This window comes from Aeromonas enteropelogenes (genome assembly GCF_000819845.1).
Lineage (GTDB): Bacteria > Pseudomonadota > Gammaproteobacteria > Enterobacterales > Aeromonadaceae > Aeromonas > Aeromonas enteropelogenes.
On the sequence record NZ_CDCG01000040.1, the window covers coordinates 106,024 to 130,807 of the forward strand.

Annotated in this window: 19 protein-coding genes; 6 read left to right on the forward strand and 13 right to left on the reverse strand. The window is 58.6% G+C overall.

Going from position 1 to position 24,784, the window contains the following annotated elements:
• Window positions 1-76: 76 nt before the first annotated feature.
• Window positions 77-2,755: a GH92 family glycosyl hydrolase gene (locus BN1123_RS17280; RefSeq protein WP_042028554.1), complete on the reverse strand. Its 2,679-nt coding sequence runs from the start codon at window positions 2,753-2,755 to the stop codon at window positions 77-79.
• Between the two features lie 803 nt (window positions 2,756-3,558).
• Complete coding sequence (gene manA, locus BN1123_RS17285) at window positions 3,559-4,770, reverse strand: mannose-6-phosphate isomerase, class I (RefSeq protein ID WP_042028555.1); 1,212 nt, start codon at window positions 4,768-4,770, stop codon at window positions 3,559-3,561.
• 129 nt (window positions 4,771-4,899) lie between these two features.
• On the opposite strand from manA, the gene BN1123_RS17290 reads away from it, so the two are divergent.
• Window positions 4,900-5,775, forward strand: coding sequence for a helix-turn-helix transcriptional regulator (locus BN1123_RS17290; protein WP_042028557.1), 876 nt, complete (start codon window positions 4,900-4,902; stop codon window positions 5,773-5,775).
• A gap of 166 nt (window positions 5,776-5,941) precedes the next feature.
• A complete protein-coding gene (icd, locus tag BN1123_RS17295) occupies window positions 5,942-7,195 on the forward strand; it encodes an NADP-dependent isocitrate dehydrogenase (protein WP_026458529.1) in 1,254 nt (417 codons plus the stop codon).
• 77 nt (window positions 7,196-7,272) lie between these two features.
• Here the strand turns inward: icd and BN1123_RS17300 are convergent, their stop codons facing one another.
• The 4 genes from BN1123_RS17300 to BN1123_RS17310 all read right to left on the reverse strand — a co-directional run bounded on the left by BN1123_RS17300 (window position 7,273) and on the right by BN1123_RS17310 (window position 11,119).
• Window positions 7,273-8,727: a SulP family inorganic anion transporter gene (locus tag BN1123_RS17300; RefSeq protein WP_042028558.1), complete on the reverse strand. Its 1,455-nt coding sequence runs from the start codon at window positions 8,725-8,727 to the stop codon at window positions 7,273-7,275.
• Between the two features lie 397 nt (window positions 8,728-9,124).
• Window positions 9,125-9,301, reverse strand: a complete 177-nt coding sequence (locus BN1123_RS21505) for a hypothetical protein (protein WP_124240153.1) — start codon at window positions 9,299-9,301, stop codon at window positions 9,125-9,127.
• A gap of 293 nt (window positions 9,302-9,594) precedes the next feature.
• The gene (locus BN1123_RS17305; RefSeq protein ID WP_042028559.1) at window positions 9,595-10,047 is read right to left on the reverse strand and encodes a C40 family peptidase; all 453 of its coding nucleotides are present in this window, start codon (window positions 10,045-10,047) and stop codon (window positions 9,595-9,597) included.
• 163 nt (window positions 10,048-10,210) lie between these two features.
• Window positions 10,211-11,119: a hydrogen peroxide-inducible genes activator gene (locus BN1123_RS17310; protein WP_042028560.1), complete on the reverse strand. Its 909-nt coding sequence runs from the start codon at window positions 11,117-11,119 to the stop codon at window positions 10,211-10,213.
• Between the two features lie 145 nt (window positions 11,120-11,264).
• Here BN1123_RS17310 and BN1123_RS17315 point away from each other — a divergent pair, with 145 nt between their 5' ends.
• Window positions 11,265-11,867 carry a peroxiredoxin C gene (locus BN1123_RS17315; RefSeq protein ID WP_026457190.1) on the forward strand — a complete coding sequence of 201 codons (603 nt, stop codon included), beginning with the start codon at window positions 11,265-11,267 and terminating at the stop codon, window positions 11,865-11,867.
• A gap of 145 nt (window positions 11,868-12,012) precedes the next feature.
• Here BN1123_RS17315 and BN1123_RS17320 read toward each other — a convergent pair whose 3' ends face one another.
• The 6 genes from BN1123_RS17320 to BN1123_RS17345 form a co-directional block, all read right to left on the reverse strand.
• Window positions 12,013-12,978: an alpha-L-glutamate ligase-like protein gene (locus BN1123_RS17320; RefSeq protein ID WP_026457189.1), complete on the reverse strand. Its 966-nt coding sequence runs from the start codon at window positions 12,976-12,978 to the stop codon at window positions 12,013-12,015.
• A 3-nt stretch (window positions 12,979-12,981) separates the two neighbouring features.
• The gene (locus BN1123_RS17325) at window positions 12,982-14,520 is read right to left on the reverse strand and encodes an inactive transglutaminase family protein (RefSeq protein WP_042028561.1); all 1,539 of its coding nucleotides are present in this window, start codon (window positions 14,518-14,520) and stop codon (window positions 12,982-12,984) included.
• 3 nt (window positions 14,521-14,523) lie between these two features.
• Window positions 14,524-15,312 carry an ATP-dependent zinc protease family protein gene (locus BN1123_RS17330; RefSeq protein ID WP_042028562.1) on the reverse strand — a complete coding sequence of 263 codons (789 nt, stop codon included), beginning with the start codon at window positions 15,310-15,312 and terminating at the stop codon, window positions 14,524-14,526.
• A gap of 52 nt (window positions 15,313-15,364) precedes the next feature.
• Window positions 15,365-16,342, reverse strand: coding sequence for a tRNA 5-methoxyuridine(34)/uridine 5-oxyacetic acid(34) synthase CmoB (gene cmoB, locus BN1123_RS17335; protein ID WP_042028564.1), 978 nt, complete (start codon window positions 16,340-16,342; stop codon window positions 15,365-15,367).
• Window positions 16,339-17,088: a carboxy-S-adenosyl-L-methionine synthase CmoA gene (gene cmoA / locus BN1123_RS17340; RefSeq protein WP_042028565.1), complete on the reverse strand. Its 750-nt coding sequence runs from the start codon at window positions 17,086-17,088 to the stop codon at window positions 16,339-16,341. The genes cmoB and cmoA overlap by 4 nt, the downstream gene beginning before the upstream one ends.
• Before the next feature lie 321 nt (window positions 17,089-17,409).
• Window positions 17,410-18,258 carry a DUF72 domain-containing protein gene (locus tag BN1123_RS17345; RefSeq protein ID WP_042028566.1) on the reverse strand — a complete coding sequence of 283 codons (849 nt, stop codon included), beginning with the start codon at window positions 18,256-18,258 and terminating at the stop codon, window positions 17,410-17,412.
• Window positions 18,259-18,421: 163 nt separating this feature from the next.
• Here BN1123_RS17345 and BN1123_RS21035 point away from each other — a divergent pair, with 163 nt between their 5' ends.
• The 3 genes from BN1123_RS21035 (at window position 18,422) to BN1123_RS17360 (ending at window position 21,303) form a co-directional block, all read left to right on the forward strand.
• Window positions 18,422-18,673 carry an FmdB family zinc ribbon protein gene (locus BN1123_RS21035; RefSeq protein ID WP_005337686.1) on the forward strand — a complete coding sequence of 84 codons (252 nt, stop codon included), beginning with the start codon at window positions 18,422-18,424 and terminating at the stop codon, window positions 18,671-18,673.
• 32 nt (window positions 18,674-18,705) lie between these two features.
• A complete protein-coding gene (aspS, locus tag BN1123_RS17355) occupies window positions 18,706-20,472 on the forward strand; it encodes an aspartate--tRNA ligase (RefSeq protein WP_042028568.1) in 1,767 nt (588 codons plus the stop codon).
• 90 nt (window positions 20,473-20,562) lie between these two features.
• Window positions 20,563-21,303 carry a YebC/PmpR family DNA-binding transcriptional regulator gene (locus BN1123_RS17360; protein WP_026456893.1) on the forward strand — a complete coding sequence of 247 codons (741 nt, stop codon included), beginning with the start codon at window positions 20,563-20,565 and terminating at the stop codon, window positions 21,301-21,303.
• Window positions 21,304-21,678: 375 nt separating this feature from the next.
• Here BN1123_RS17360 and adhE read toward each other — a convergent pair whose 3' ends face one another.
• Window positions 21,679-24,345 carry a bifunctional acetaldehyde-CoA/alcohol dehydrogenase gene (adhE, locus tag BN1123_RS17365; RefSeq protein ID WP_042028569.1) on the reverse strand — a complete coding sequence of 889 codons (2,667 nt, stop codon included), beginning with the start codon at window positions 24,343-24,345 and terminating at the stop codon, window positions 21,679-21,681.
• Between the last annotated feature and the right edge of the window lie 439 nt (window positions 24,346-24,784).

Here is a 24,784-nt window from a genome sequence, read left to right on the forward strand (position 1 = left end):
AGATTGGCCCTCCACAAATATGATATGAAAGCGATTTATCGCCAGAAGGGGGGATTCTTCCCCCCTTAAAACCGGATCAACGGGATCCTTCGGGCATATCGCTTTCGTGCAGGAAGGTGCCGATGCCTTGTGCCGGTGGCAGATCTTCGGGTTGGGCTCCCCACTCCTTGTTGGGGGTATCTCCCATCACAAATTCAAGCTCACCGCCATTCATGATGTCGTCATGGGTCAGGTAGGTGCGCGTGAATTCGCTGCCATTGAGTCGTGCCGACTGAATAAAGATATTGTCGCGGCTGACATTTTGCGCCTTGACTGTGAATCTCTTGCCATTGCCTACATCAATGGACGCCGTTTCGAACATGGGCGTCCCTATTTCGTAGATGCCGGACGATGCATTGACCGGGAAGAAACCCAGCGCACGGAACACGAACCAGGCTGACAGTGTGCCGAAGTCATCGTTGCCACAAATACCGTCAGGGGTGTTTTTGTAACAGACGTTGGTTGTGTCGACGATGACGGCCTGGGTTTTCCAGGGTTGGCCAACATAGTTGTAGAGATAGGGCACGTGGATATCCGGCTCGTTGCCCTGCACATGCTGACCCACATTGCCCGTATTGAAGATGGGGAACTGGTTGTCCGCGGCGTTGCGATCCGGGTAGGTGGTCCAGTATTCGTCCAGCCGCCTGACAAACAAGTCGCCACGTTTCGCCGAAGGGTCCTGCTTCTGGTCGAAGCGGGTCATCAGGTCGATCAGGCCTGAAATATCGTGCTGGACGCTGAACGAATATTGCCAGCCGTTGGACTCGGTAAATGCCCAGTTGAACATCTCCGGACGCCAGTTTTTGCCGACTTTCCGTCCCGTTTTCGGGTCTACCCAGTTGGCGTCAATAAAGTTGCCAGCATAATCGCGAGCCTTGAACCAGCCTTTGTATTGGCCACCAAAGTCAAATTGCGCTTGCCAGTTATTGGAGCGATCCGCGAACTCTTGATAACGAGGATCGTCTTCACCAAATACGGTCTTGACGGATTGGGCGATGGCCCAGTCGTTCATGGAGTACTCCAGCGAATAGGATGCAGTCCAGGAGTCTTTGAAGGGAGAATGGGCCGCCCAGGGGTCAGAGGGGGGTTGATCGTGAAGTTGGGCCGGTACATAGCCCTGCTCTTCGTACTCCTTGATCCACGCCACTCCCTGGCTGGTCGAAGCGCGCGCATCGGTCACCATGGCATTCACGAGGCGTTCCTTGATCTGCTGGCGCTCTGTATCATTAAAACCAAGGTCAATCATGCGTTTATCAAGGGAGCCCTTGGATAAAACGTCATGGATGACAGGGGTCGAATGCATGCCCATCATCATGCCGGTCTCATTGCCTTTGAGAGTCCATTCTGGCAAGCGCCCTTTACGCATGTTGCCCTCATCGTCGATCCACTCCTCTTCTGCATAGGAGAGCATGGAGAGGACGACATCCGCGAGACGATCCGGTTCCAGGATGGAGGAGAGAGGTTGCACGGCGCGATAGGTGTCCCAGAGGGAGAAGGTGTCATAGCGGGTAAAGTCGGCTTTACCGTCTCTGTTGGCATCGGCGGTACGAACTGACTCTTTCAGCGTCTCGGCCAGCTTTCCGTCTTGGGTGCGGCCATCGGGATTTGCGCTGCTTCCCTGATGCACCTGGCGGTAGCGACCATCCAAATCGGAGTAGATAGTCTGGCCCAGGTAGGCATGATAGAGCGCCGTGTAGAAGGTCTGTTTGTACTCTTCATCACCGCTAACCCGGATTTTTCCCAGCTCGTTTTCCCATTTCCGGGTGGCGGCTTGCCGGACATCATCAAATGTCATGCCTGCCACTTTGGTCATGTTGAGCGAGGCGCCTGATTTGCCCTCCTTGCCTATTTCGACGCTGGAGAGGGCTACCTTGGCCTCAACGGTCAAGCCCGTCGTCGAGGTATCAAATTCCACATAGGCGCGGACAGGCTGATAATTTTCGATCGCCTCGTTGGCCATTTCCGTGGTGCTTTGCCTCGCGTCGATATAGCGATCCCGTTCTTTGTCGTAGTAAGCAAACCGGATGTTTTTGATTGGCTGATTGAACTCCATCACGAAGAACTCTTTCTGGCTGGGGGCCCAGCCATAAGAGAAGCGATAGCCTTCGATGCGGTTATTCTCCTTGTCCCACTTCATCTCTGTTTCTGATGTGCCGTCGATAAAACTGACACCCAGGTTAATCACTATTTCGGATCTCTCATCGCGAGGGAAGGTATAACGATGGACACCGACGCGATCGCCTGCAGTCAATTCAGCCTTGATGCCGTAATCGAGCAGATCCACCTTGTAGTAGCCCGCCGTCGCCTGTTGATCCTTGTGACGATAACGGGATGCTTCGAGATTGCCCCCCTTCTCTATCTTGTAATCGGATCGCGAGTTGATGGGCATCACCAGAATATCATTCAAGTCGGTGGCACCCGCCCCAGAGAGATGGGTATGAGAGAAACCGGCGATGCGTCTGTCGTGATAGTAATAGCCGGACGTATATTCCCAGCCAACAGCCCCATTATTCGGGGAGAGCTGGATCATGCCGTGAGGGGTGGTTGCGCCAGGATAGGTATTGCCGAGGTTACCCGTACCGATTAATGGATTGACGTAGCGGGTGACACCCGCGTCAGGAGGGCTGACAGGATCTTGCGTGTCCTCCTTGCATCCGGCAATGACCATCAACCCGGCGAGGGTCGTACAAGCGAGCAGGAGAGGAGCCTGTTTCATAATAAACTCCGTTATATTGTGATTGGTGTGTGATGGAAAATAGGGGGGCTGAAAACTTTTTCAGATGCAGGGTATAGGAGTCAGATAGTATTTGGTTGCGAGTAGGATCACACTCTATTTAAAACAAATAAAGGTGTAATCTATGTCTTTGATTATCGCATCTAGTCATTATTATCACAATAACTACAAATATTGGTTTTAATGCGACAAATGGATAGAGAGGGTTTTTCATGTAATTGCAGTGTGCAGCTATATACTTCTTCCTTTTGTGTGGAATTCTTATATTGATATTTTTATCATTTTTTTGATATAACACATTGTTTTATATTGATTTTTAATAGATGGATATATTAATTTATGAGTTTTTTTGAGAGTTATATTGGACGGGGTCTTATTCTGATTGGAAATAATTAAATGTCTCATGCTGTCGATACGTTGAAGTCGAAAGCGTGAGCCAGCTCTTACAATGATGCGGCAGGAATAATATGGATTAACAGGAGCTGTCTGTTATTAACTAACGTATTATTTTAGGTCGCAGCCATGGATAGGGTCATCATTAGATGTCGCTTGGCAAAAACGGCGATATCCCGGTTCAAAACGCTGACAGTTAATGGCCGCTGGTTGATCCAGAAAATAGTCCCGGCAGTATCTAAACATGGGTCAAAAGACGCCCCTCCTGTGTGGTCGATGGGGCGAGGGCATATCAGTTAAGTCAGGTGAGCAGTAACGCAGAGAACAACAGCAAGGGCCATCCATGATGGCCCTTGTGCGTGTATCGGCTCTTGAACTCGCCGGTTCGTGCCTTAGTTGCGGTTGCCTGCGCGGGCGACCCGGCCTTCGGCCAGCAGCTGGTAGTGACCAGTGGCGGCGGGGATAAAGGCGGATTGTCCCTTCTCGATACGCAGGGTGTCATCACCGCGTTTGAGGATGACGGGGCCGTCGATGGCAAACAGGATCTCGGCGCTGGCGGTGGTGAGCGCATGCTCACCCGCCGGATAGACGCTGAAGGTAAAGTCCGGCACCGGCACGTCGAAGTGCTGTACCGCACCCTCGCGGCGGGAGGCCAGCAGGATCTGGTCGTCCGGCTTGGGCAGGCAGCGGGTGCAGGCCAAAAGCTCGTCCACGTCTATGTACTTGGGGGTGAGCCCGGCGCGCAGCACATTGTCGGAGTTGGCCATGATCTCAAGGCCGGTACCGCGCACATAGGCGTGGGGGGTGCAGGCATCAAGGAACATCGCCTGACCGGGCTGGAGGGTTACCACGTTGAGCAGTAGCGGCGAGAAGAGCCCCACATCCCCCGGATACTGGGCGGCGAGGGCGGTAATGAGGGCAAAGGTCTCTTCGTCCTGATGCTCATTGGCGTAAGCCAGCAGATCGGTCAGCGCCGCCTCTTTGCGTACCCCTTCCAGCATCAACAACTGCTGGAAGAAGTGCTGCAACCCGGCTTCGCCCTGATTGGCTGCGTAAGCGGCGGCAAGGGCCCCGGTCAGATCGGCGATAGCCGCCAGCTTGACCCGCTCGAACAGCGCCAGGATGGCGGGAATGGAGCGAAAGCCGTTCATCGCCTGATACGGGGTGAGCGCGAACACCAGTTCCGGCTTGTGGTTGGGATCCTTGTAGTTGCGATTGGCTGCCTTGGGCGAGATACCGGCGGCCTCCTCCTTGGCAAAACCGGCTTCGGCCTGCGCCTTGCTCGGGTGCACCTGGATGGAGAGAGCCTTCTCGGCGCACAGCACCTTGAACAGGAACGGCAGGCTGCCAAAGCGGGCGAGGGTTGCCTCACCCAGCACGGCGGCCGGGGCGCTCTCTATCAGGGTGGAGAGCTTTTGTACCTGATCGCCGCAGGTGATCTCGGAGCAGCCGTTGGGGTGTGCCCCCATCCACAGCTCGGCCTGGGGTTTGCCCTCCAGATTGGGGATCCCGAACAGGGTGGTGAGGGAGTCATGACTGCCCCAGTCGTAGCCTTGAATCGGGTTTTGCATCAACAGAAAGGAGGGCAAGACGCTACTGCTCATAAGAATGCCTCGTTTTAAGATGAAGAGGAGCGGGTGAAGAAAAGGGTGGCATTGATAGTCCGAGCCGGACTATAACATGGGCCATTGCGTGCGCCGCAACCGCTTGCCTCTCTCTTGATCAGGATCAGCATGTCACTCATTTTCAGCCAGTTGCTTGATGGTGCCCTCGGTGAACAGGTTCCGTTCGACCAAATCTGGTTCGCCAGTGAACAGGGTCTGCCCCCAAGCTTCAGCTATCAGGTCAACTTTCCCCGCCTCGAGCTGGTGTTCAGCGGCGAGTACCTTAACCAGGTGTGGGACAGGGAGGCTGGCAGCAAGGAGATTGGTGTGCAGCCCGGGCAGGCGCTCTATATCCCTCCCAACGGCTGGAACAAGCCGCTCTGGACCACCGACTGCTCCGTATTGAGCCTGCTGTTTGGCAAGCGCCAGATAGGGTTCAGTCTGGTCAGCAAACGCCGGGAAGAACCTGATTTTTTCGACGTGCAAAAACACAGCATCATGGCTCGGGCGGGTCATGTGACGGAGCATATTCTGGGAGCGCTCAATGTGCTGGCCGAGGATCCCGGTCGTGCGCCCACTGACGATCTGCTGCTGCAGGCGCTGCTCACCAGTACACGTCAGTTGCTGGCGGAGTCCGCCGTGGACAGGCCGCGGGGGGCGGATCTGTTCCACGGCATCTGCATCTATATTCAGGAAAATTTTCACCGCCCCATTACCCGCGACTCCATCGCTCACCGCTTCAATGTCTCCGCCAGCCATCTCTCCCACCTGTTTCGTGAGCAGGGCCATATGCGCCTGGCCGATTACATCAGCTGGGTGCGCATCGACCGGGCCAAATTCATGCTGAAAAAGTACCGCTTCCGCTTGGAGGAGGTGGCCAGCCGTTGTGGTTACACCGATGTAAATTACTTCTGCCGGGTGTTCAAGCAGAAGACGGGATTGACGCCGTCCCAATACCGCGCCCTGAGCCAGCCCCAGACATTGGCCTGCGAGGCCGAAGGATAGCGACTGGCGCCAGAGCCGCGGCCGGGGCGGGATTGTGACCCGGATCGCCCGGGGGCTACCTCTTTGGTCTGACATGGGTGATCGCCATTTTATTATGAAAATGAATGGGCTAAGATGGCCGCGCGCAACGATCAGATTGATAACAAACGGAAGTTAGGAGATGCCGATGGAAAGCAAAGTAGTTATCCCGACCCAGGGCCAGAAAATCACAGTCGATGCCAACGGCAAGCTGCAGGTTCCCCACAATCCCATCATTCCGTTTATCGAAGGGGATGGTATCGGCGTGGACGTGACCCCGGCCATGTTGAATGTGGTGAATGCCGCGGTCGAGAAAGCCTACAAAGGCGAGCGCAAGATCGCCTGGATGGAGATCTATACCGGCGAGAAATCGACTCACGTCTATGGCGAAGGTGCCTGGCTGCCGGCCGAAACCCTGGATTTCATTCGTGAATACTGCGTGGCCATCAAGGGCCCCCTGACCACCCCGGTCGGCGGCGGTATTCGCTCCCTCAACGTGGCCCTGCGCCAGGAGCTGGATCTCTACGTCTGCCTGCGCCCGGTACGCTACTACGAGGGCACCCCGAGCCCGGTCAAGCGTCCTGATCTGACCGACATGGTGATCTTCCGCGAGAACGCCGAAGACATCTATGCCGGCATCGAGTGGAAGGCCGACAGCGATGAAGCCAAGAAGGTGATTTCCTTCCTGCAAAACGAGATGGGCGTGAAGAAAATTCGCTTCCCCGAGACCTGCGGCATCGGCATCAAGCCCATGTCCAAGGCCGGTACCGAGCGTCTGGTCCGTGCCGCCATCGAGTACGCTATCGACAACGATCGCGACTCCGTGACCCTGGTGCACAAGGGCAACATCATGAAGTTCACCGAAGGTGCCTTCAAGGATTGGGGCTACGCCCTGGCCCAGAAAGAGTACGACGCCCAGCTCATCGACGGCGGCCCCTGGTGCTCCTTCAAGAACCCCAAGACCGGCAAGACCATCGTCGTCAAGGACGTCATCGCCGATGCCTTCCTGCAGCAGATCCTGCTGCGTCCGGCCGAGTATGACGTCATCGCCTGTATGAACCTCAACGGTGACTACATCTCCGACGCCCTGGCGGCCCAGGTCGGCGGTATCGGTATTGCCCCGGGCGCCAACATCGGCGACGGTGTGGCCCTGTTCGAAGCAACCCACGGCACCGCGCCGAAGTACGCCGGTCAGGACAAGGTCAACCCGGGCTCGCTGATCCTCTCTGCCGAGATGATGCTGCGCCACCTGGGCTGGACCGAGGCAGCTGACCTCATCGTCAAGGGGATGGAAGCGGCCATCGCCAACAAGACCGTCACCTATGACTTCGAGCGTCTGATGGAAGGCGCTACCCTGCGCTCCTGCTCCCAGTTCGCTCAGGACATGATCGACCAGATGTAAGTCTGTACAGATGCAAAAGGCCAGCCCCATGGGGCTGGCCTTTTTTATGGGCGTGTGGCGCCTGAAGAGGCGCGCGGTCAGGTCGCCGGAGCGAAACGGCCGAGCAGGGCGGCGCTGGCGTCGCTCACCCCCGTCAGCTGTACCTCGGTGCCGGCCGCCTCGAAGCGGCGGCGCACCGTAGCCAGGGCCTCGGCGGAACTGAGATCCCAGAAGTGGGCATCACTTACATCGATCACCACCCGCTCGAGGGATTCGCCGATGTCAAAGCCGGCGCAGAACTGCTCGGTGCTGGCGAAGAAGACCTGACCGTGCACCCGGTAGGTGCGGGTGGCACCGTGGCGCTCGCTGTCGCTGTGCACCAGCAGGGTACGCGCCACCTTGTGGGCGAAGAAGAGGCTGGCCAGCAGCACGCCGGTCAGTACCCCGAGGGCCAGATTGTGGGTCACCACCACCACGGCCACCGTGCTCAGCATCACCAGGTTGGTGGCCAGCGGCGTCTTGTGCATACGCAGCAAGGAGCCCCAGGAGAAGGTGCCGATGGATACCATGATCATCACCGCCACCAGGGCCGCCATGGGGATCTGGCGGATCCACTCGTCCAGAAATACCACCATGACGATGAGCAGGGCCCCCGCCACCAGGGTGGAGAGGCGGCCGCGGCCACCGGATTTCACGTTGATGACCGACTGGCCGATCATGGCGCAGCCCGCCATGCCGCCCATCAGGCCGGCGGCGATGTTGGCCAGCCCCTGGCCCTTGCACTCGCGGTGGCGATCGCTGCGGGTGCCGGTCATATCGTCGACGATGGCGGCGGTCATCAGGGATTCGAGCAGTCCCACTACAGCCAGAGCTGCGGAGTAGGGGAAGATGATGGCCAGGGTCTCGAGATTGAAGGGAACCTCGGGCCACATGAAGACCGGCAAGGTGTCCGGCAGGGCTCCCATGTCGCCGACCGTGCGCACCTCGAGGCCGAGGCCGACGCTCACCGCGGTGAGCAGCACGATGCACAGCAGCGGCGAGGGGAGCAGGGTGCCGATGCGCGGCAGACGCGGGAACAGATAGATAATGCTGAGCCCGGCTGCGGTCATGGCGTAGACTTGCCAGCTGACATCGGTCAGCTCCGGCAGCTGGGCCATGAAGATGAGGATGGCCAGGGCGTTGACAAAGCCGGTCACCACCGAGCGCGAGACGAAGCGCATCAGGGCGCCGAGGCGCAGGTAGCCGGCCAGGATCTGCAGCAAGCCGGTGAGCAGGGTGGCGGCCATCAGGTATTGCAGCCCGTGCTCGCGCACCAGGGTCACCATCAGCAGGGCCATGGCACCGGTGGCGGCGGAGATCATGGCCGGGCGGCCGCCGGTGAAGGCGATGATGACGGCGATGCAGAAGGAGGCGTAGAGCCCCACCTTGGGATCGACGCCGGCGATGATGGAGAAGGCGATGGCCTCCGGGATCAGGGCCAGGGCTACGACCGTGCCCGACAGCAGATCCCTCCTGACGTTGCCAAACCACTCTTGTCTGATGCGCTCACGCATGGATTGTTTTCGCTCGTTGCTGGCGCTCTGGGCACGCGTTGTCGTTATGGGCGCGGTCGCCGCGCGGCGCGCGACTCTAACAAAGGGGAGGGGCAGGGGCAAGGCGGAAGTGGGGGGATGTGGCGGCGTACCGCTCATTTCAATCGTGTTTGGGTAGTTGAACCGTTGAGGCGACATGCCGCAGGAGAGGCGAAAGAGAGTTTCATGGTTGTATGCGTTGGCTATGCAAGGGCTAGAGCCGAGGCTTCTGTCATCTGGTGCGAACTGATGGCACAGGGATGATATCGACATCAGGTTGCCGCGATTGGCAATAAAACGGAGATGAAGAGGGGAGCTGGCAAGGGTAAACAAAAGAAAGCCTTGCAGCTCGGGTGCTGCAAGGCAAGGAATCGGATGATTAAGTGGTTCTTTCCAGATGGTGCTGGTAGATCTGCTGCCACTTGTCCAGCTCGGCCTCATCTCCTTGCTGCTGCCAGAACTCGCAGATGGAGCTGGCCAGCTCGGAAGCCATGGCATGGTCACCGTCACGACGGCTCATCAGGTATTGTCCCAACCAGCTTTGATATTGCTTCATTGCACGATCTCCTTATCAAATTGACGATTGAAACCCGTGTTGTGTGGCCAGTCGCTCGTCCCGCGCTGACGCTGCGTGGCTGCTCCTGCCACACCACAGCTGTTGCGTTTGCCTGTCTGGGGCATTGTTTTCATACGAAGAGAAACCCGGCGCAACAGGGCTATGCCTGAAAAAGGGTCACCACTTTATCACAAAATGAGCAGAAACGCAGGTTTTGGGTTCAATTGGGTTATAAGCAATGATCCATGGCCCTTCACGGGAAGATGAAAGGACTGGTAAGTGGGCTTGGTACCTTATTGGGTCAGGCGGCGAGCCTGCCAGTAGCGGCTGTTCCAGTAGACATTGTCGAGACGGGAGCGGATCACCCCCTTGCTGGTGGAGGCGTGGATAAACTCCCCCGATCCCGTGTAGACCCCGACGTGGTACTGGCGCCAGCCGGTCTTGAAGAAGACCAGATCCCCGTGTTGCAGCCGATAACGTTCGACCGGTGTGCCGAGGGTGGCCTGGGATTCTGTGGTTCTGGGCAGGGAAAACCCCATTACCTGCTGGTAGGCCAGCTGGGTGAAGGCGGAGCAGTCGAGGCCGGCCCGGGTCGAGCCCCCCATGCGATAGGGTACGCCGCGCCACTGCTGGTAGAAGCCGTCGAAGGCACTGCTCTGGCGAGGGGCGGGTGGCGTGGGTTCGGGAGTACTGGAGCAGGCAGCCAGCAGCAGGGTCAGTATGGATAGCAGCAAGAAACGATACATCGGTGCTCTCTCTACAGATCAGGCTTGGACACCGGCGTCAGAAGATGACCGGCACGACAACTTTTCCATCATAAACAGGGATCTGGCCCAAGACCTAGTCTCAAATGGCAAAAATGCGGGGCTGCGTTAAAAAAAACGCCAGCCGGAGGGCTGGCGTTTGAGCTTATTTGGCCGGGCTGATCAGCGGGGTGAGCAGCTCGGCCAGCTTGTAGAAGGTCTGCACCCGGGTGGTGCTGGGACGCCACACCAGGCCTATCTCGCGGTAGGATTTTTCGCCGGGCAGCGGGATGGCCACCAGATCCGAGTTGTCGAGAATGCCGGCATCTATGGCCATCTGGGGCAGGAAGGTGGTGCCCAGGCCCGCCTCTACCATCTGCACCAGGGTGTGCAGGCTGGTGGCCGCGAACGGGTTGATCTTGCTCTTGTCCCGCAGGCGACAGGCGCTGACCGCATGTTCGGTGAGGCAGTGCTCCCGCTCCAGCAGGAAGATGCTCTGGTTGGGCAATTCCTTGTAGTCGAACGGGGTATGCAACCCGGCCGCCATGCTGGCAGGCATCACCATGTGGAAGGGATCCTGGCCGACGGTCTTGCAGTGAAAGCCGCCGATCTCGATGGGTAGGGCCAGGATCAGCAGATCGAGCTGACCCTGCTCCAGCTGTTTGAGCAGATTGCTGGTGGTGTCTTCACGCAGCAACAATTCGAGGTCAGGATAGGTCTTGCTGCATACCTTGAGCAGCTTGCTGAGCAGGAAGGGGGCAATGGTGGGGATGCAGCCGAGGCGCACTGTCCCCTGCATGACTCCCCCCTGATGTTGACCGAGCTCCATCAGATCCCGCGCGTCGGAGAGCAAATTGCGAGCCCGCTCGACGATTTCCATGCCGACCGGGGTCATAATGAAGCTCTTGTGGTCCCGCTCCACCAGTTGCAGGTTCATCATGTCCTCCAGGGTCTGGATCCCGGTACTCAGGGTCGACTGGCTGACATGACAAGCCTTGGCGGCGCGGTTGAAGTTTTTGTGCTCGTCGAGAGCAACCAGATATTGCAGCTGTTTGAGGCTGGGCCAACGTTGCATAGAAAAACCCGATTAATGCTATCTATTTAATTTGATTTGACTAATCTACCATCGGGCATATAGTTTGTCGCTTGAATTAGATGGACCAGGCCCAAGGTGGCCCAATCCTGAGCGGATTGTTCACTTCACAAAAGAGGAATTGAATATGGTATTGGTAGGCCGTCCCGCACCCGATTTTACTGCCGCAGCCGTTCTGGGTAATGGCGAAATCGTTGATTCTTTCAACCTGTCATCCCACATCAAAGGCAAAGCCGCCGTTGTCTTCTTTTATCCCCTCGACTTCACTTTCGTCTGCCCGTCCGAGCTGATCGCCTTCGATCATCGCTATGAAGAGTTCCAGAAGCGTGGCGTGGAAGTGATCGGTGTTTCCATCGATTCCCAGTTCTCCCACAACGCCTGGCGCAACACCAAGGTGGAAGATGGCGGCATCGGTCAGGTCAAGTACCCGCTGATCGCCGACGTGAAGCACGAGATCTGCAAGGCGTATGATGTCGAGCATCCGGAAGCCGGTGTGGCCTTCCGTGGCTCCTTCCTGATCGACAAGAACGGCGTGGTTCGTCACCAGGTGGTGAACGATCTGCCGCTGGGTCGCAACATCGACGAAATGCTGCGCATGGTCGACGCTCTGCAATTCCACGAAGAGCACGGCGAAGTGTGCCCGGCTCAGTGGGAAAAGGGCAAGAAAGGCATGCAGGCCTCTCCGGATGGCGTGGCCAAATACCTGTCCGAGAACGCCGACGCCCTGTAATGGGTTGATGCGAAGTAAAAAACCGGTGCCAAGGCGCCGGTTTTTTTTATGCCTGTTATTTGGATGGTGGATGCAGTAACAGCTTGTAGGGCAGGTATAAAAAAGCGCGCCATGGGCGCGCTTTTGGCATCGGGTAGCAACCGGATTATTCGTCGAAGATCCCGAAGTGATCCTTGGCGAAGTTGACCCGCTGATCCACGTTCATCTTGACCTGCCCCAGCTTCTCGATGGTCTTGAGGTTGGGCACCAGGCCGCGGCCGTTGGCGATCTGGATGGCAAGGCCCGGACGAGCGTTGAGCTCCAGCAGCATAGGGCCGCGGAACTTGTCCAGCACCATGTCGGTCCCGATATAGCCGAGCCCCGACATCTCGTAGCAGGAGGCGGCCAGGGTCAGCAGGGTATCCCAGTGGGGCACCCTGAGATCGTAGAGGTCGAGTCCCGTATCCGGATGGTGGCGGATGGGTGAGCCAAACTGCACAGCCCGCAGGGCGCGACCGGTACGCAGGCACAAACCCACCCCCACGGCGCCCTGGTGCAGGTTCGCCTTGCCGTCGGAGGCAGAAGTGGAGAGGCGCATCATGGCCATCACCGGGAAGCCCTTGAAGATGATGACCCGGGAGTCGGGCACCCCTTCAAACGAGTAGCCGTCGAACACGTCATCGAAGTTGATGAGCCCTTCTACCAGCGCCACGTCCGGCTTGCCCCCCAGAGAGTAGAGCCCCGCCAGGATGTTGGAGACATGGCGCTCCAGATCCTGGCCATTGCAGGCACTGCCGTTGGGTTTGTAGAAGAGACCATCTTCCTGACGCAGGATCACCAGGATCCCCTTGCCGCCGGAACCCCGGGCCGGCTTGATACAGAAGCCTGGCCACTCTTTCACCAGCTCGGTGATCTGTCCCACCCCGTGCTGCTCGCGGATGGTGCCGATGAGATCCGGCACCGTCACGCCTGCATCCAGCGCGATGCGCTTGGTCTGCAGCTTGTCATCCACCAGCGGGTAGAGACGGCGCGGGTTGTAGCGGCTGATGTAGGAGTGGTTGCGCTTGTTCATGCCGAGGATGCCTGACTGAGACAGGCTCCACGGGGTGGTGTACTTTTCCCAGAACCACATCTGTTACTTGTCCTTACCCGGCGTGGCGCCAGACTTCATCTCGTCCACCAGCGGCTTGAAGCGCTTGAGCTCGCTCAGCTTGTAACCGGTGTAGTTACCCATCAGCAGCACGGTCGCCATCAGCACCAGTTGCAGACCGAGGAAGTTGAAGGTGAGGTGACGGATCAGTTCGTTATCCATGGCCAGGTAGGCGATGACGGCCACCAGCAGGGAACCGCCGCCCTGGCGGAACACCTCTTTCGGACCCTCTTCTTCCCACAGGATGGACATCCGCTCTATGGTCCAGGAGAGGATGATCATCGGGAAGAAGGTGATCTTCATGCCGTCGGTCAGCCCCAGCTTGAAGGCGAATGCGGAGAAGATGCCGATCATCGAGATCACCATGATGATGATCGCCGATATCCTAGCTACCAGCAGCAGGTTGAGCCTTGAGAGGTAAGACCGGATGATAAGGCCGGTGCCCACGATAAGCAGGAAACCAACCAGACCGGTCACCAGCGAGGTCTGGATGAAGGCGACCGCGATCAGCACCGGCATAAAGGTGCCCGAAGTCTTGATCCCTACCAGTACCCGCAGGAACACCACCATCAGCACGCCGATAGGAATGAGCAGCAGGCCTTTGAACAGTGCTTGCTCTTCCAGCGGCAGGCTGTGGATGGAGAAGTTCAACATCTCGGATTTTTCGAACTTCTGGGCCAGCGCCACGCTCACCGGTTGCTCCTGCTCGATCATCGAGAAGGTGACGCGGGAGTTGTGACCGCCGGTCACGTCCAGCAGGGCGCCCGAGTTGTACTCCCACAGCAGCAGGTTGGCCGGGCGGCCTTGTTCACCGGTCTGCGGGTTGAACAGCTTGTAGTCGGTCGGACTATTGAAGACTTGCAGGTAATCCACCAGCTCCTGACGACGGCGGCCGTCTTCCAGATTGAGGGCATGGACCACACGGGCCGGAATGTCGGCGTTGTTGAGCAGCTCGGCGATCAGGTTGGCACGAGACTTGTTCTTTTTCAGCAGCTCGGCGTTCTGTTCCTGCTTCTCGATCTCCTTGATGATCTCGCGAGTCAGGGTATAGCCGTCGGCGGAGCGCTCCTGGGCACGTTCCAGGATCTGCTTCATCGCGGTGGCATAGGGCTCGCTCTCGATCTGCTTCTCGATGGCGGGCGGCTGCGGGTTGGCAGCCGGCTTGGCGTGAGCATCCGCCATCATGTCGACGCGGTAGTAGAGCTCCTGACGGCCGGAAGCAGTGCGAATTGACCACTCGGCACGGGCATCGCCATCTTTTTCAACAAACGAAAGACCGTAGCCCGGGCTCGCGGCATTCTCGTTCATCAGGGTGAAACCGGGCTGGGTGCCAGGAATAGCCAGGGAAGCGATCACCGGCTCACCGGTGGCATCGAACTCCAGTTTGGCCTCAATGGACCAAATCTGGCGCTTTTCACCCGGCGTCAGGGGCACGTCCAGAGCAATGTGGTGATAGAGGGTCATCCCCAGGCCGACAATGTACAGCAGGGCAACCAGCAAATAGAACGGCTTGCGAGAAACCATGGATTATTTCACATCCTTGAGCTTGGGTTTGGGCTGGATATATTCGCGGGCCACGTCGACCACGGCGATATCCTTGAGGAACTCACGACCCAGCAGCACGGGGAAGGTCATGTCGCTGCGGTCTTTCAGGGTAAACTCGGCTTTCTCGGTCATATCGCCGATACGCACCGCCAGACGAACCACGGGGCGACGGTCCAGATCGTCAGCGGAGGCCTGACGCACCCGCACGTGACGCACCAGCGGTGCTTCAATCTGGATCTTGTCGTCCATCTCCTGATGGCTCAGGAAGAAGCGCACCCAATTCTTGCCGTTGCGCTCGAAGATGGTGATCTCCTGGGCACTGATGGAGGAGGTGGTGGCACCGGTATCGACCCGGGCCTGGAAGGCGTCGTTGGCGGCATCGACCCAGATCCACTCCGCTTCACCCACCAGCAGTTTGCCATCTATGGTGTGGCCCTGATCCGGGGCGGGGCATTTTGCCGCCGGAATTGGCAGGGGTTTGGGCGGTTCGGTCGGGAGGCTCGCGAGCTTGTGATCTACGTGCTTGACGGACTCTTTCATCTTGGTGACATCGGTGTTGAGCTGAACCAGCAGATGCTGTTGCTGGGCATACTGCTTCTGCTGCTGTTCCATGGCTGTTTGCAGGCGCTGTTCACTCTGGCTGAGCTCGCTACGCAGCTCGGCCAGGGTCAGAGCGGGGACCTGGGGAGGTTTTTCCATATTGACACACCCGCCGAGACTAAGCAGGGAGAGCAGGGTCATTCCTTTTAATTTGCTTTTCATGTCATTCATTTAACTGTGCTTCCTGGAATTTGGTCAGTGTAACGTCCACAGCAGCCATCGGCTAGTCTTTGGCCTTGCGCGCAATCAGTACGGCCCGCTTGGGAGCCGGGTGTCCTTCTACCGTGAGCGCCGGATTGTCCGGATCCAGATAATCACTCAGGGATTCATTAATCATCCAGTCGGTACGACGCTGTTCGTCGGTGCTGGTCATATTCTCGTCGACGATCCGCACATCGGTAAAACCGCAGCGTTCAACCCAGAGCTTGAGCGCCGCGCTGGACGGGATGAACCAGACGTTGCGCATCTTGCCGTAGCGGTCGGTGGGCATCAGCACGTCATTGACGCCGCCGTTGATCACCAGGGTCTCCAGCACCAGCTCGCCATCGTCTTTGAGCTGGTTGCGCAGCTGCTCGATGTGCTCGATGGGGGATTTGCGGTGATAGAGCACCCCCATGGAGAAGACGGTATCGAAGGCACGCAGCTCCGGCAGCTCCTGGATGCCAAGGGGCAGCAGGTGGGCACGCTGGTCATTGCCTGCGAAGTGGCGAATGGCCTCGAACTGGCAGAGGAACAGTGGGCTCGGATCGATGCCGACCGCGAGTTTGGCCCCTTCACCCACCATGCGCCAGAGGTGATAGCCGCTGCCGCAGCCAACATCCAGCACATAACGTCCCGCCAGCGGGCTGATGTGGGGCAGCACCCGATCCCACTTCCAGTCGGAACGCCATTCGGTATCGATGTGGATGCCGTGCACGGTGAAGGGGCCCTTGCGCCAGGGCATGAAGTGGCGCAGCAGGCTCTCGACCTTCTTGCGCTCGCCTTCCCCCAGGCTCTCGGCCGAGCCAATCTCGACCCGCGCGTTCAACTCGATCTGGCCAGGTTCAACCTGGGGCAGTTTGTTGAGGGCCCGATTCCAGCGCGGCAGATCCCCGTGCTGGTTGTCATGCTGCCAGGCGTGCAGCTGGGCGGGCAGGGTATGCAGCCAGTGGCTCAGGCGGTTCTTGGCGATCAGCTGATAGAAGTTGGCAAAGTCGATCATGGCTGTTCGCTCCCGCTCGATTTGATGGCGATCATGGAGCCGAAGTTGAAGCACTGGAACCAGAGATCCTGATGGGCGAAGCCCGCCTCCCGCAGGCGGGCCTGATGTACCGGCAGGCTGTCGGTGCGCATCACGTTCTCGAGGGCGGTACGCTTCTGGCTGATCTCGAGCTCGCTGTAGCCGTTGGCCCGCTTGAAGTCGAGGTGCAGGTCGATGAGCAGCTCGTTGACCGGTTCGTCCTCGAAACGGAACTTCTCGCTGAGGATCAGGATGCCGCCCGGGCGCAGGCCGTCGTGAATGCGCTGGATGAGGGCGGCCCGCTTTTCGGGATCCACGAACTGCAGGGTGAAGTTGAGCACCACCACGGAGGCGTTCTCGATCTCGATGTCGCAGATGTCCGCCTCCACCAGCTCCACCGGCACCTCGGATTTGAAGCCCGATAGGTGGGCGCGGGCCCGCTCGATCATGGGGTGGGAGAGATCGACCGCCGTGATGTGACAACCCGGTTGATTGACATGGCGGCGCATCGCCTGGGTGGCGGCCCCGAGGGAGCAGCCGAGATCGTAGAGTCGGCTCTCGGGCTGGGCGTAGCGGGCGGCCATCATGCCGATGGCGGAGATGATGTTGCTGTAACCCGGTACCGATCGCTGGATCATGTCGGGAAAGACGTCGACGACCTGCTCGTCAAAACAGAAATCCCCCAGTCGGGCGATGGGGGCGGCAAAAATTTGATCTTTGGTATGCATGCTGGCGCAACCTGACCGTCGTTGAATAAACCGACGGCATTGTTCAATTGAGTCGTTGAGTGATAGCCATCAGAGTTGATATATCACCTGCTTTACGAACGGGTGACGGGTCATGAGCTCCCTGGACCGGCCCTGTTCGTACGGGTCATGTTCCGGACCCTTGAACCGGAGTCCCGTCGTCGGTTGCAACGGATTGCAATGCGAAACATTCGGGCCCCTCGCTTGGGGCGCTAGTGTAGAGGATTGCAGGCCATTTGTCTTGGCGCCAGGCCCCGCCAGACCAGAAAAATGCGGCTTTTTTTACGCGTCAGCCGATGGCGCTCAAAAGGGCAGCACTCCCTGGCGTGCGCGATCGTTTTCCCCCGGCCAGGAGGCCATCTCCTGACCAAGCAGATGGCTGATCTGGCGAGCAAGCTCCGGGGCTCTGGCGTTGTCGGCGGTGTGGATGAACAGGTAGAGATCCTTGCCCTCGGCGAGCCACTGCTGCCAGTGGGGGAGCCAGCCCGGCAAGAAGGGGTGATTGGCCGCCGGATCCGGCAGGCCGATAAGGCGCACCACGGGGGCCTGGGCGGTGGCCAGCAGATGGACCGGCAGCCTGGGCTTCTTGCTCTGGGCATCGATCATGGCAGCTGTGGTGGCCGGTACCGAGAAGAGCGGTCGGCTATCCAGCATGATGCGGTTGATGCCCTTCTCCATCAACATCCTGTTCAGGGCGCGTTCGGCCTCACCCTTGGCGAAGAAATCGGGATGGCGTACCTCAAGGGCATAACGAAATTCGCCCGGTAGCCGGTTGAAAAAGGCCTGCAGGCGGTGCAGCCCCTCGGGGCCGAAGCGGGCGGGCAGCTGCAGGGTGAGCAGCCCCAGCTTGTCGTGCAGCGGGGCGAGCAGCGCGATAAAGTCCGCGACCTGCTTGTCCACGCTCACCAGATCGCTCTGGTGGCTGATGGTCTGCGGAAACTTGAAGTTGAAGCGAAAACGGGCTGGCACCGTATCGGCCCAGCGCTGCACCGTCTCGGGTGCCGGCAGGGCGTAGAAGGTGGTGTTTCCTTCCACCGAGTCGAACACGCTGGCGTAGTGGGCGAGGTGCTCGGCGGGTTTGGCGCCCAGGCCAAGCAGTTGCCCCGGCCAGGCGGGGTGGGACCATTGCGGCAGGCCCAGATAGAGGCTCATGCTGGTTGTTTGCTCCGCTCATGGAGAAGGTGCGACGTTTTTTTGGCCGAAATTTGTCATCGGAGGCAAAAAAACTGGGCAAAGGGGGTTGCTGGCCATTTTACCCAAATGGGGGTTTTCCTCTATAATGCCAGCCCTTTTGTTTTTCAATTTCTTGTGACCCATGCCTATCTACGAATATCGTTGCGACGTCTGTGGCCATGAATTGGCAAAACTGCAAAAGCTTTCCGATGCCCCCCTGACCGACTGCCCGGCCTGTAGCAAGCCGAATCTGGTCAAGCTGATATCGGCGGCAGGCTTCCGGCTCAAGGGAACCGGATGGTACGAGACTGATTTCAAACCGGGTAAGAAAAAGAATCTGGCCAGCTGTGAGACAGACGGTGCTTGCCAGTCGTGCCCGGCGGCCCAAGGTTAACCGTCTCTCTACAATTTCGAAGGAAGAAGTCCATGCGCTCTATCTATTGCGGACAGGTCAATGAGGCCCATGAAGGGCAGACCATTACATTGTGCGGTTGGGTCCACCGTCGTCGTGATCTCGGCGGTCTGATCTTTATCGACATGCGCGATCGCGAAGGGATCGTGCAGGTGTTCTTCGATCCGGACAAGCCGGAAGCGTTCGCTCTGGCCTCCGAGCTGCGTGGCGAGTTCTGCATCCAGGTGACCGGCGTGGTGCGCACCCGTCCGGAGTCCCAGCGCAACAGCGACATGGCCACCGGTGCCATCGAGGTGTTCGCTCACGAGCTGACCATCATCAACCGCGCCGAGCCGCTGCCCCTTGACTTCAACCAGGTCAACAGCGAAGAGATCAGCCTCAAGTACCGCTACCTGGACTTGCGTCGCCCCGAGATGGCCAAGTACCTGAAGACCCGCGCCAAGGCCAGTGCCTTCGTGCGCCGCTTCATGGACGAACACGGCTTCCTCGACATCGAGACCCCGATGCTGACCAAGGCTACCCCGGAAGGGGCCCGTGACTACCTGGTGCCGAGCCGTGTGCACAAGGGCAAGTTCTACGCCCTGCCGCAGTCCCCGCAGCTGTTCAAGCAGTTGCTGATGATGTCCGGCTTCGATCGCTACTACCAGATCGTCAAGTGCTTCCGCGACGAAGACCTGCGTGCCGACCGTCAGCCGGAATTCACCCAGATCGACGTGGAGACCTCCTTCATGACCGCGCCGCAGGTGCGTGAGGTGATGGAAGAGATGATCCGCAAACTGTGGCTGCATATCCTGAACGTGGATCTGGGCGACTTCCCGATCATGACCTTCGACGAGGCGATGCGCCGCTTTGGCTCCGACAAGCCGGATCTGCGTCTGCCGATGGAGCTGGTTGATGTGGCAGATCTGCTGACCGCCGTCGAGTTCGCCGTGTTCGCCGGCCCTGCCAACGATCCGAAAGGCCGCGTGGCTGCCCTGAAAGTGCCGGGCGGCGCCGAGCTGTCTCGCAAGCAGATCGACGAGTACACCAAGTTCGTTGGCATCTACGGTGCCAAGGGTCTGGCCTGGATGAAGGTCAACGAGGCGGCCAACGGCATCGAAGGCGTACAGTCCCCGGTTGCCAAGTTCCTCTCCGACGAGATCGTGCGCGAGATCCTGGCCCGTACCGGCGCGGCCGATGGCGACATCATCTTCTTCGGCGCCGACTCCAAGAAAGTGGTGTGCGACGCCATGGGCGCCCTGCGCCTGAAAGTGGGCCGCGATCTGGGCCTGCTGGAGAACAGCTGGAAGCCCCTGTGGGTCATCGACTTCCCGATGTTCGAGGAAGATGGCGAAGGCGGTCTGGCTGCCATGCACCACCCCTTCACCGCGCCGAGCAACCTGAGCCCGGAACAGCTGAAAGCCAATCCGCTGGGTGCCTACGCCAACGCCTACGACATGGTGATCAACGGCTATGAAGTAGGTGGCGGCTCCGTGCGTATCCACAACAGCGAAATGCAGGCCACCGTGTTCGACATCCTGGGTATTACCCCGGACGAACAGCGCCTGAAGTTCGGCTTCCTGCTGGATGCCCTGAAATACGGTACCCCGCCCCACGCCGGTCTGGCCTTTGGCCTCGACCGTCTCAGCATGCTGCTGACCGGTACCGACAACATTCGGGACGTGATTGCCTTCCCGAAAACCACCGCGGCCGCCTGTCTGATGACAGACGCCCCCAGCTTCGCCAACCCGGCACAACTGGGTGAATTGGCGATTGCGACCACCGTCAAGGGTGATGAATAAGCCGTAATCCGGCACCAAAGGCCGCAGCAATGCGGCCTTTCACGTTTCCCCTTGTGTTACTGAAAGTTAAAAATATAACGGAGAGTCCCTATGGCAGGTCACAGTAAATGGGCCAACATCAAACACCGCAAGGCAGCTCAGGATGCCAAGCGTGGCAAGATTTTCACCAAGCTGATCCGCGAAATCACCACCTCCGCGCGTCTGGGTGATGCCGATCCGGCCAACAACCCGCGTCTGCGTGCGGCGGTAACGGCTGCCCTGACCAACAACATGACTCGCGATACCATCAACCGTGCCATCCAGCGTGGCGCTGGCGGTGGTGACGGCGAGCAGCTCGAGACCATCGTGTACGAAGGCTACGGCCCGGCCGGTACCGCCGTCATGGTGGAGTGCCTGACCGACAACCGTAACCGCACCGTCTCCGAAGTGCGTCACGCCTTCAGCAAGAGCGGTGGCAACTTGGGTACCGATGGTTCCGTCTCCTACCTCTTCACCAAGAAGGGCCTGCTGACCTTCGTGGGCGTCGATGAAGATGCCCTGATGGATGCCGCCTTGGAAGCGGGTGCCGACGACGTGGTGACCGAAGAAGATGGTTCCATCGAGGTATACACCACCCCGAACGATTTCGGTACCGTACTCGACGGTCTGGAAGCCGCCGGCTTCAAGGCCCAGAATGCCGAAGTGACCATGATCCCCTCCACCGAAGCCGAACTGGATGCCGAGACCGCGCCCAAGCTGATGCGCCTCATCGACATGCTGGAAGATCTGGACGATGTGCAGGAGGTGTACCACAACGGTTCCATCTCCGACGAAGTGGCCGCGACCCTCTGATCGCCCGATCATGCTCTCCCGATGGCAGCCAGATGGCTGCCATTTTTTATCCCGCCGGTAACGCCTGCTCTCCTTTTTTATCCCCCGCTTAACATGCCAGTCCTACGGACTCTTCTTGCCCGCTGGCGGTAGATGCGCTCGTCGTGGTTGTGCCTTCGCCTTCGTCTGATTGAGAGGGGGGCAAATGCTGTGACCTGTCTGTGGGGGACGGGCTGCACCTGGCACTGGCTGCGGATGTCATGGCGACCAATGGGAGCATACGGCTGGCAATGCGGGGGGAGGGGAGGTTCTGTTGTCCGGTAAAGAAGGTGCCGGCTTTCAGACAAAGAAAAGCCCGCGCAGTGGCGCGGGCTTTTTTAATCTCGGGACCGGTGATCAGGCCTTGGATTTTTTCTTGCTGGTTTCGGCTTTCACTTCCACCTTGTCAGCTACCTGAGCTTCTTCGGAGAAGGGACGGCCGTAGTAGGTATCCAGCAGGATGGCTTTCAGCTCGCTGATCAGCGGGTAGCGCGGGTTGGCGCCGGTGCACTGGTCATCGAAGGCTTCAACGGCCAGCTGGTCAACCTTGGCCAGGAAGTCGGCTTCGGCGACACCTGCGTCACGGATGGAAGCCGGGATCCCTAAGGTCGCTTTCAGCTCGTCCAGCCAGGTCAGCAGCTTCTCGATCTTGGCGGCGGTACGGTCACCGGCGGCAGTCAGACCCAGGTGGTCAGCCACTTCGGCGTAGCGACGACGAGCCTGCGGACGGTCGTACTGGGAGAACGCGGTCTGCTTGGTCGGGTTGTCGTTCGCGTTGTAGCGGATGACGTTGCTGATCAGCAGGGCGTTGGCCAGGCCGTGCGGGATGTGGAACTCGGCACCCAGTTTGTGGGCCATGGAGTGGCACACACCCAGGAAGGCGTTGGCGAACGCGATACCGGCGATGGTGGCGGCGTTGTGCACCTTCTCGCGGGCGACCGGGTCGTTGGCACCGTTCTGGTAGCTGGAGGGCAGGTAGTCCTTCAGCAGTTTCAGGGCTTGCAGTGCCTGACCGTCGGAGTACTCGTTGGCCAGCACGGAAACATAGGCTTCCATGGCGTGAGTCACGGCGTCGATACCACCGAAGGCGCACAGGGATTTCGGCATGCCCATCACCAGGTTGGCGTCAACGATGGCCATGTTCGGGGTCAGCTCGTAGTCGGCCAGCGGGTATTTCACGCCGGTGGCGTCGTCGGTCACGACCGCAAACGGGGTCACTTCAGAACCGGTACCGGAAGTGGTGGTGATGCAGACCAGCTCGGCCTTCACGCCCATTTTCGGGAACTTGTAGATACGCTTGCGGATGTCCATGAAGCGCATGGCCAGATCTTCGAACGCGGTGTCCGGATGCTCGTACATCACCCACATGATCTTGGCGGCATCCATCGGTGAACCACCGCCCAGGGCGACGATCACGTCCGGCTTGAAGGAGTTGGCCATCTCGGCACCCTTGCGTACCACGGTCAGGGTCGGGTCGGCTTCTACTTCGTAGAACACTTCCACTTCCATCTTCAGGCCTTTGAGCAGACGAACCACTTCGTCGGCGTAGCCGTTGTTGAACAGGAAGCGGTCGGTCACGATCATGGCGCGCTTCTTGCCTTCCAGGTCGCTCAGGGCGATCGGCAGGGAACCACGACGGAAGTAGATGGATTTCGGAAGTTTGTGCCACAGCATGTTTTCTGCCCGTTTTGCGACTGTCTTCTTGTTGATCAGGTGCTTGGGACCCACGTTTTCGGAGATGGAGTTGCCACCCCAGGAACCGCAACCCAGGGTCAGGGACGGTGCCATCGCGAAGTTGTACAAGTCACCGATACCACCTTGGGTGGTCGGGGTGTTGATCAGGATACGGGCAGTCTTCATCTTGTCGCCGAAGTACTTGATGCGGTCGGCGTTGCGGTCCTGGTCGGTGTACAGACCGGAGGTGTGGCCGATACCGCCCAGGTTGACCATGTCACAGGCCATTTCAACGGCTTCTTCAAAGTTCTTGGCACGGAACAGACCCAGAGTCGGGGAGAGCTTCTCGTGAGCGAACTCTTCCTCTTCACAGATCTTCACGCCTTCGCCGATCAGGATCTTGGTGTTGGCAGGCACGGTGACACCGGCCATTTCGGCGATCTTGACCGCAGGCTGGCCCACGATGTTGGCGTTCATGGCGCCGTTGATCAGGATGACTTTACGAACCTTGTCAGCTTCGTCCTTGCTCAGCACATAGCCGTTGTGAGTGGCGAAACGCTCTTTGACCTGGTCATAGATGGAGTCAACCACGATGGCGGCTTGCTCGGAGGCACAGACCACGCCGTTGTCGAAGGTCTTGGACATCAGGATGGAGGCGACGGCACGCTTCACATCGGCGGTTTCGTCGATGACCACCGGTACGTTACCGGCACCCACGCCGATGGCGGGCTTGCCGGAGGAGTAGGCGGCTTTCACCATGCCCGGGCCACCGGTGGCCAGGATCAGGTTGATGTCGTTGTGCTTCATCAGGGCGTTGGAGAGTTCAACAGACGGTTGATCGATCCAGCCGATGATGTCTTTCGGCGCACCGGCGGCAACGGCTGCATCCAGTACCAGCTTGGCTGCGGTATTGGTGGAGTTTTTGGCGCGGGGGTGCGGGGAGAAGATGATGGCGTTGCGGGTCTTCAGGGAGATCAGGGATTTGAAGATCGCGGTGGAGGTCGGGTTGGTGGTCGGTACGATACCGCAGATGATGCCTACCGGCTCGGCGATGGTGATGGTACCCATCTCGTCATCTTCGCTGAGGATGCCGCAGGTCTTCTCTTCTTTGTACTTGTTGTAGATGTATTCGGAGGCGAAGTGGTTCTTGATAACCTTGTCTTCGATGATACCCATACCGGACTCTTCGACGGCCATCTGGGCCAGAGGGATACGGGCGTTGTTGGCGGCCAGGGCGGCGGCACGGAAGATCTTGTCTACCTGCTCTTGGGAGAAGCTGGCGAATTCACGCTGTGCTTCCTTAACGCGGGCGACCAGTGCATCCAGTTCTGCCAAATTGGTTACTGCCATGTTTATCTCCTGATTATTTGAAAACTGTTTAGTAAGACGTTGGCAATGCCCGGCAATTATAGTTGGCCTGTCAAGGCGACAATTACTGCAACAGGGGTATTTACATGCCTTACTAAATTGTTTTCCGAGTCGATTATAGAGCGGGGTAGACCCAGAAAAACTTGATCTCGATCAAGTGTTGCAAAAGAACAAAAGAAATTTTATTTCACAATTTTTTTCTGGTCGGATGTTATCAAGTTGTGGAGTTGAACAAATCCTTTATGAACCCGGAATGAACGGTTTTAGTCCAGATTTTTCATCAAGTTAAGGCTTGATAAACAATTTGGAGGAAACCGCTGCATGACGGCCATCACACAGTCATTGTGATCAAACTTAACCTTTGACACTGGAGTGGTGGCAGATTTTCCACTGTCTGTTATCGATTTGTGTATTTTGACCG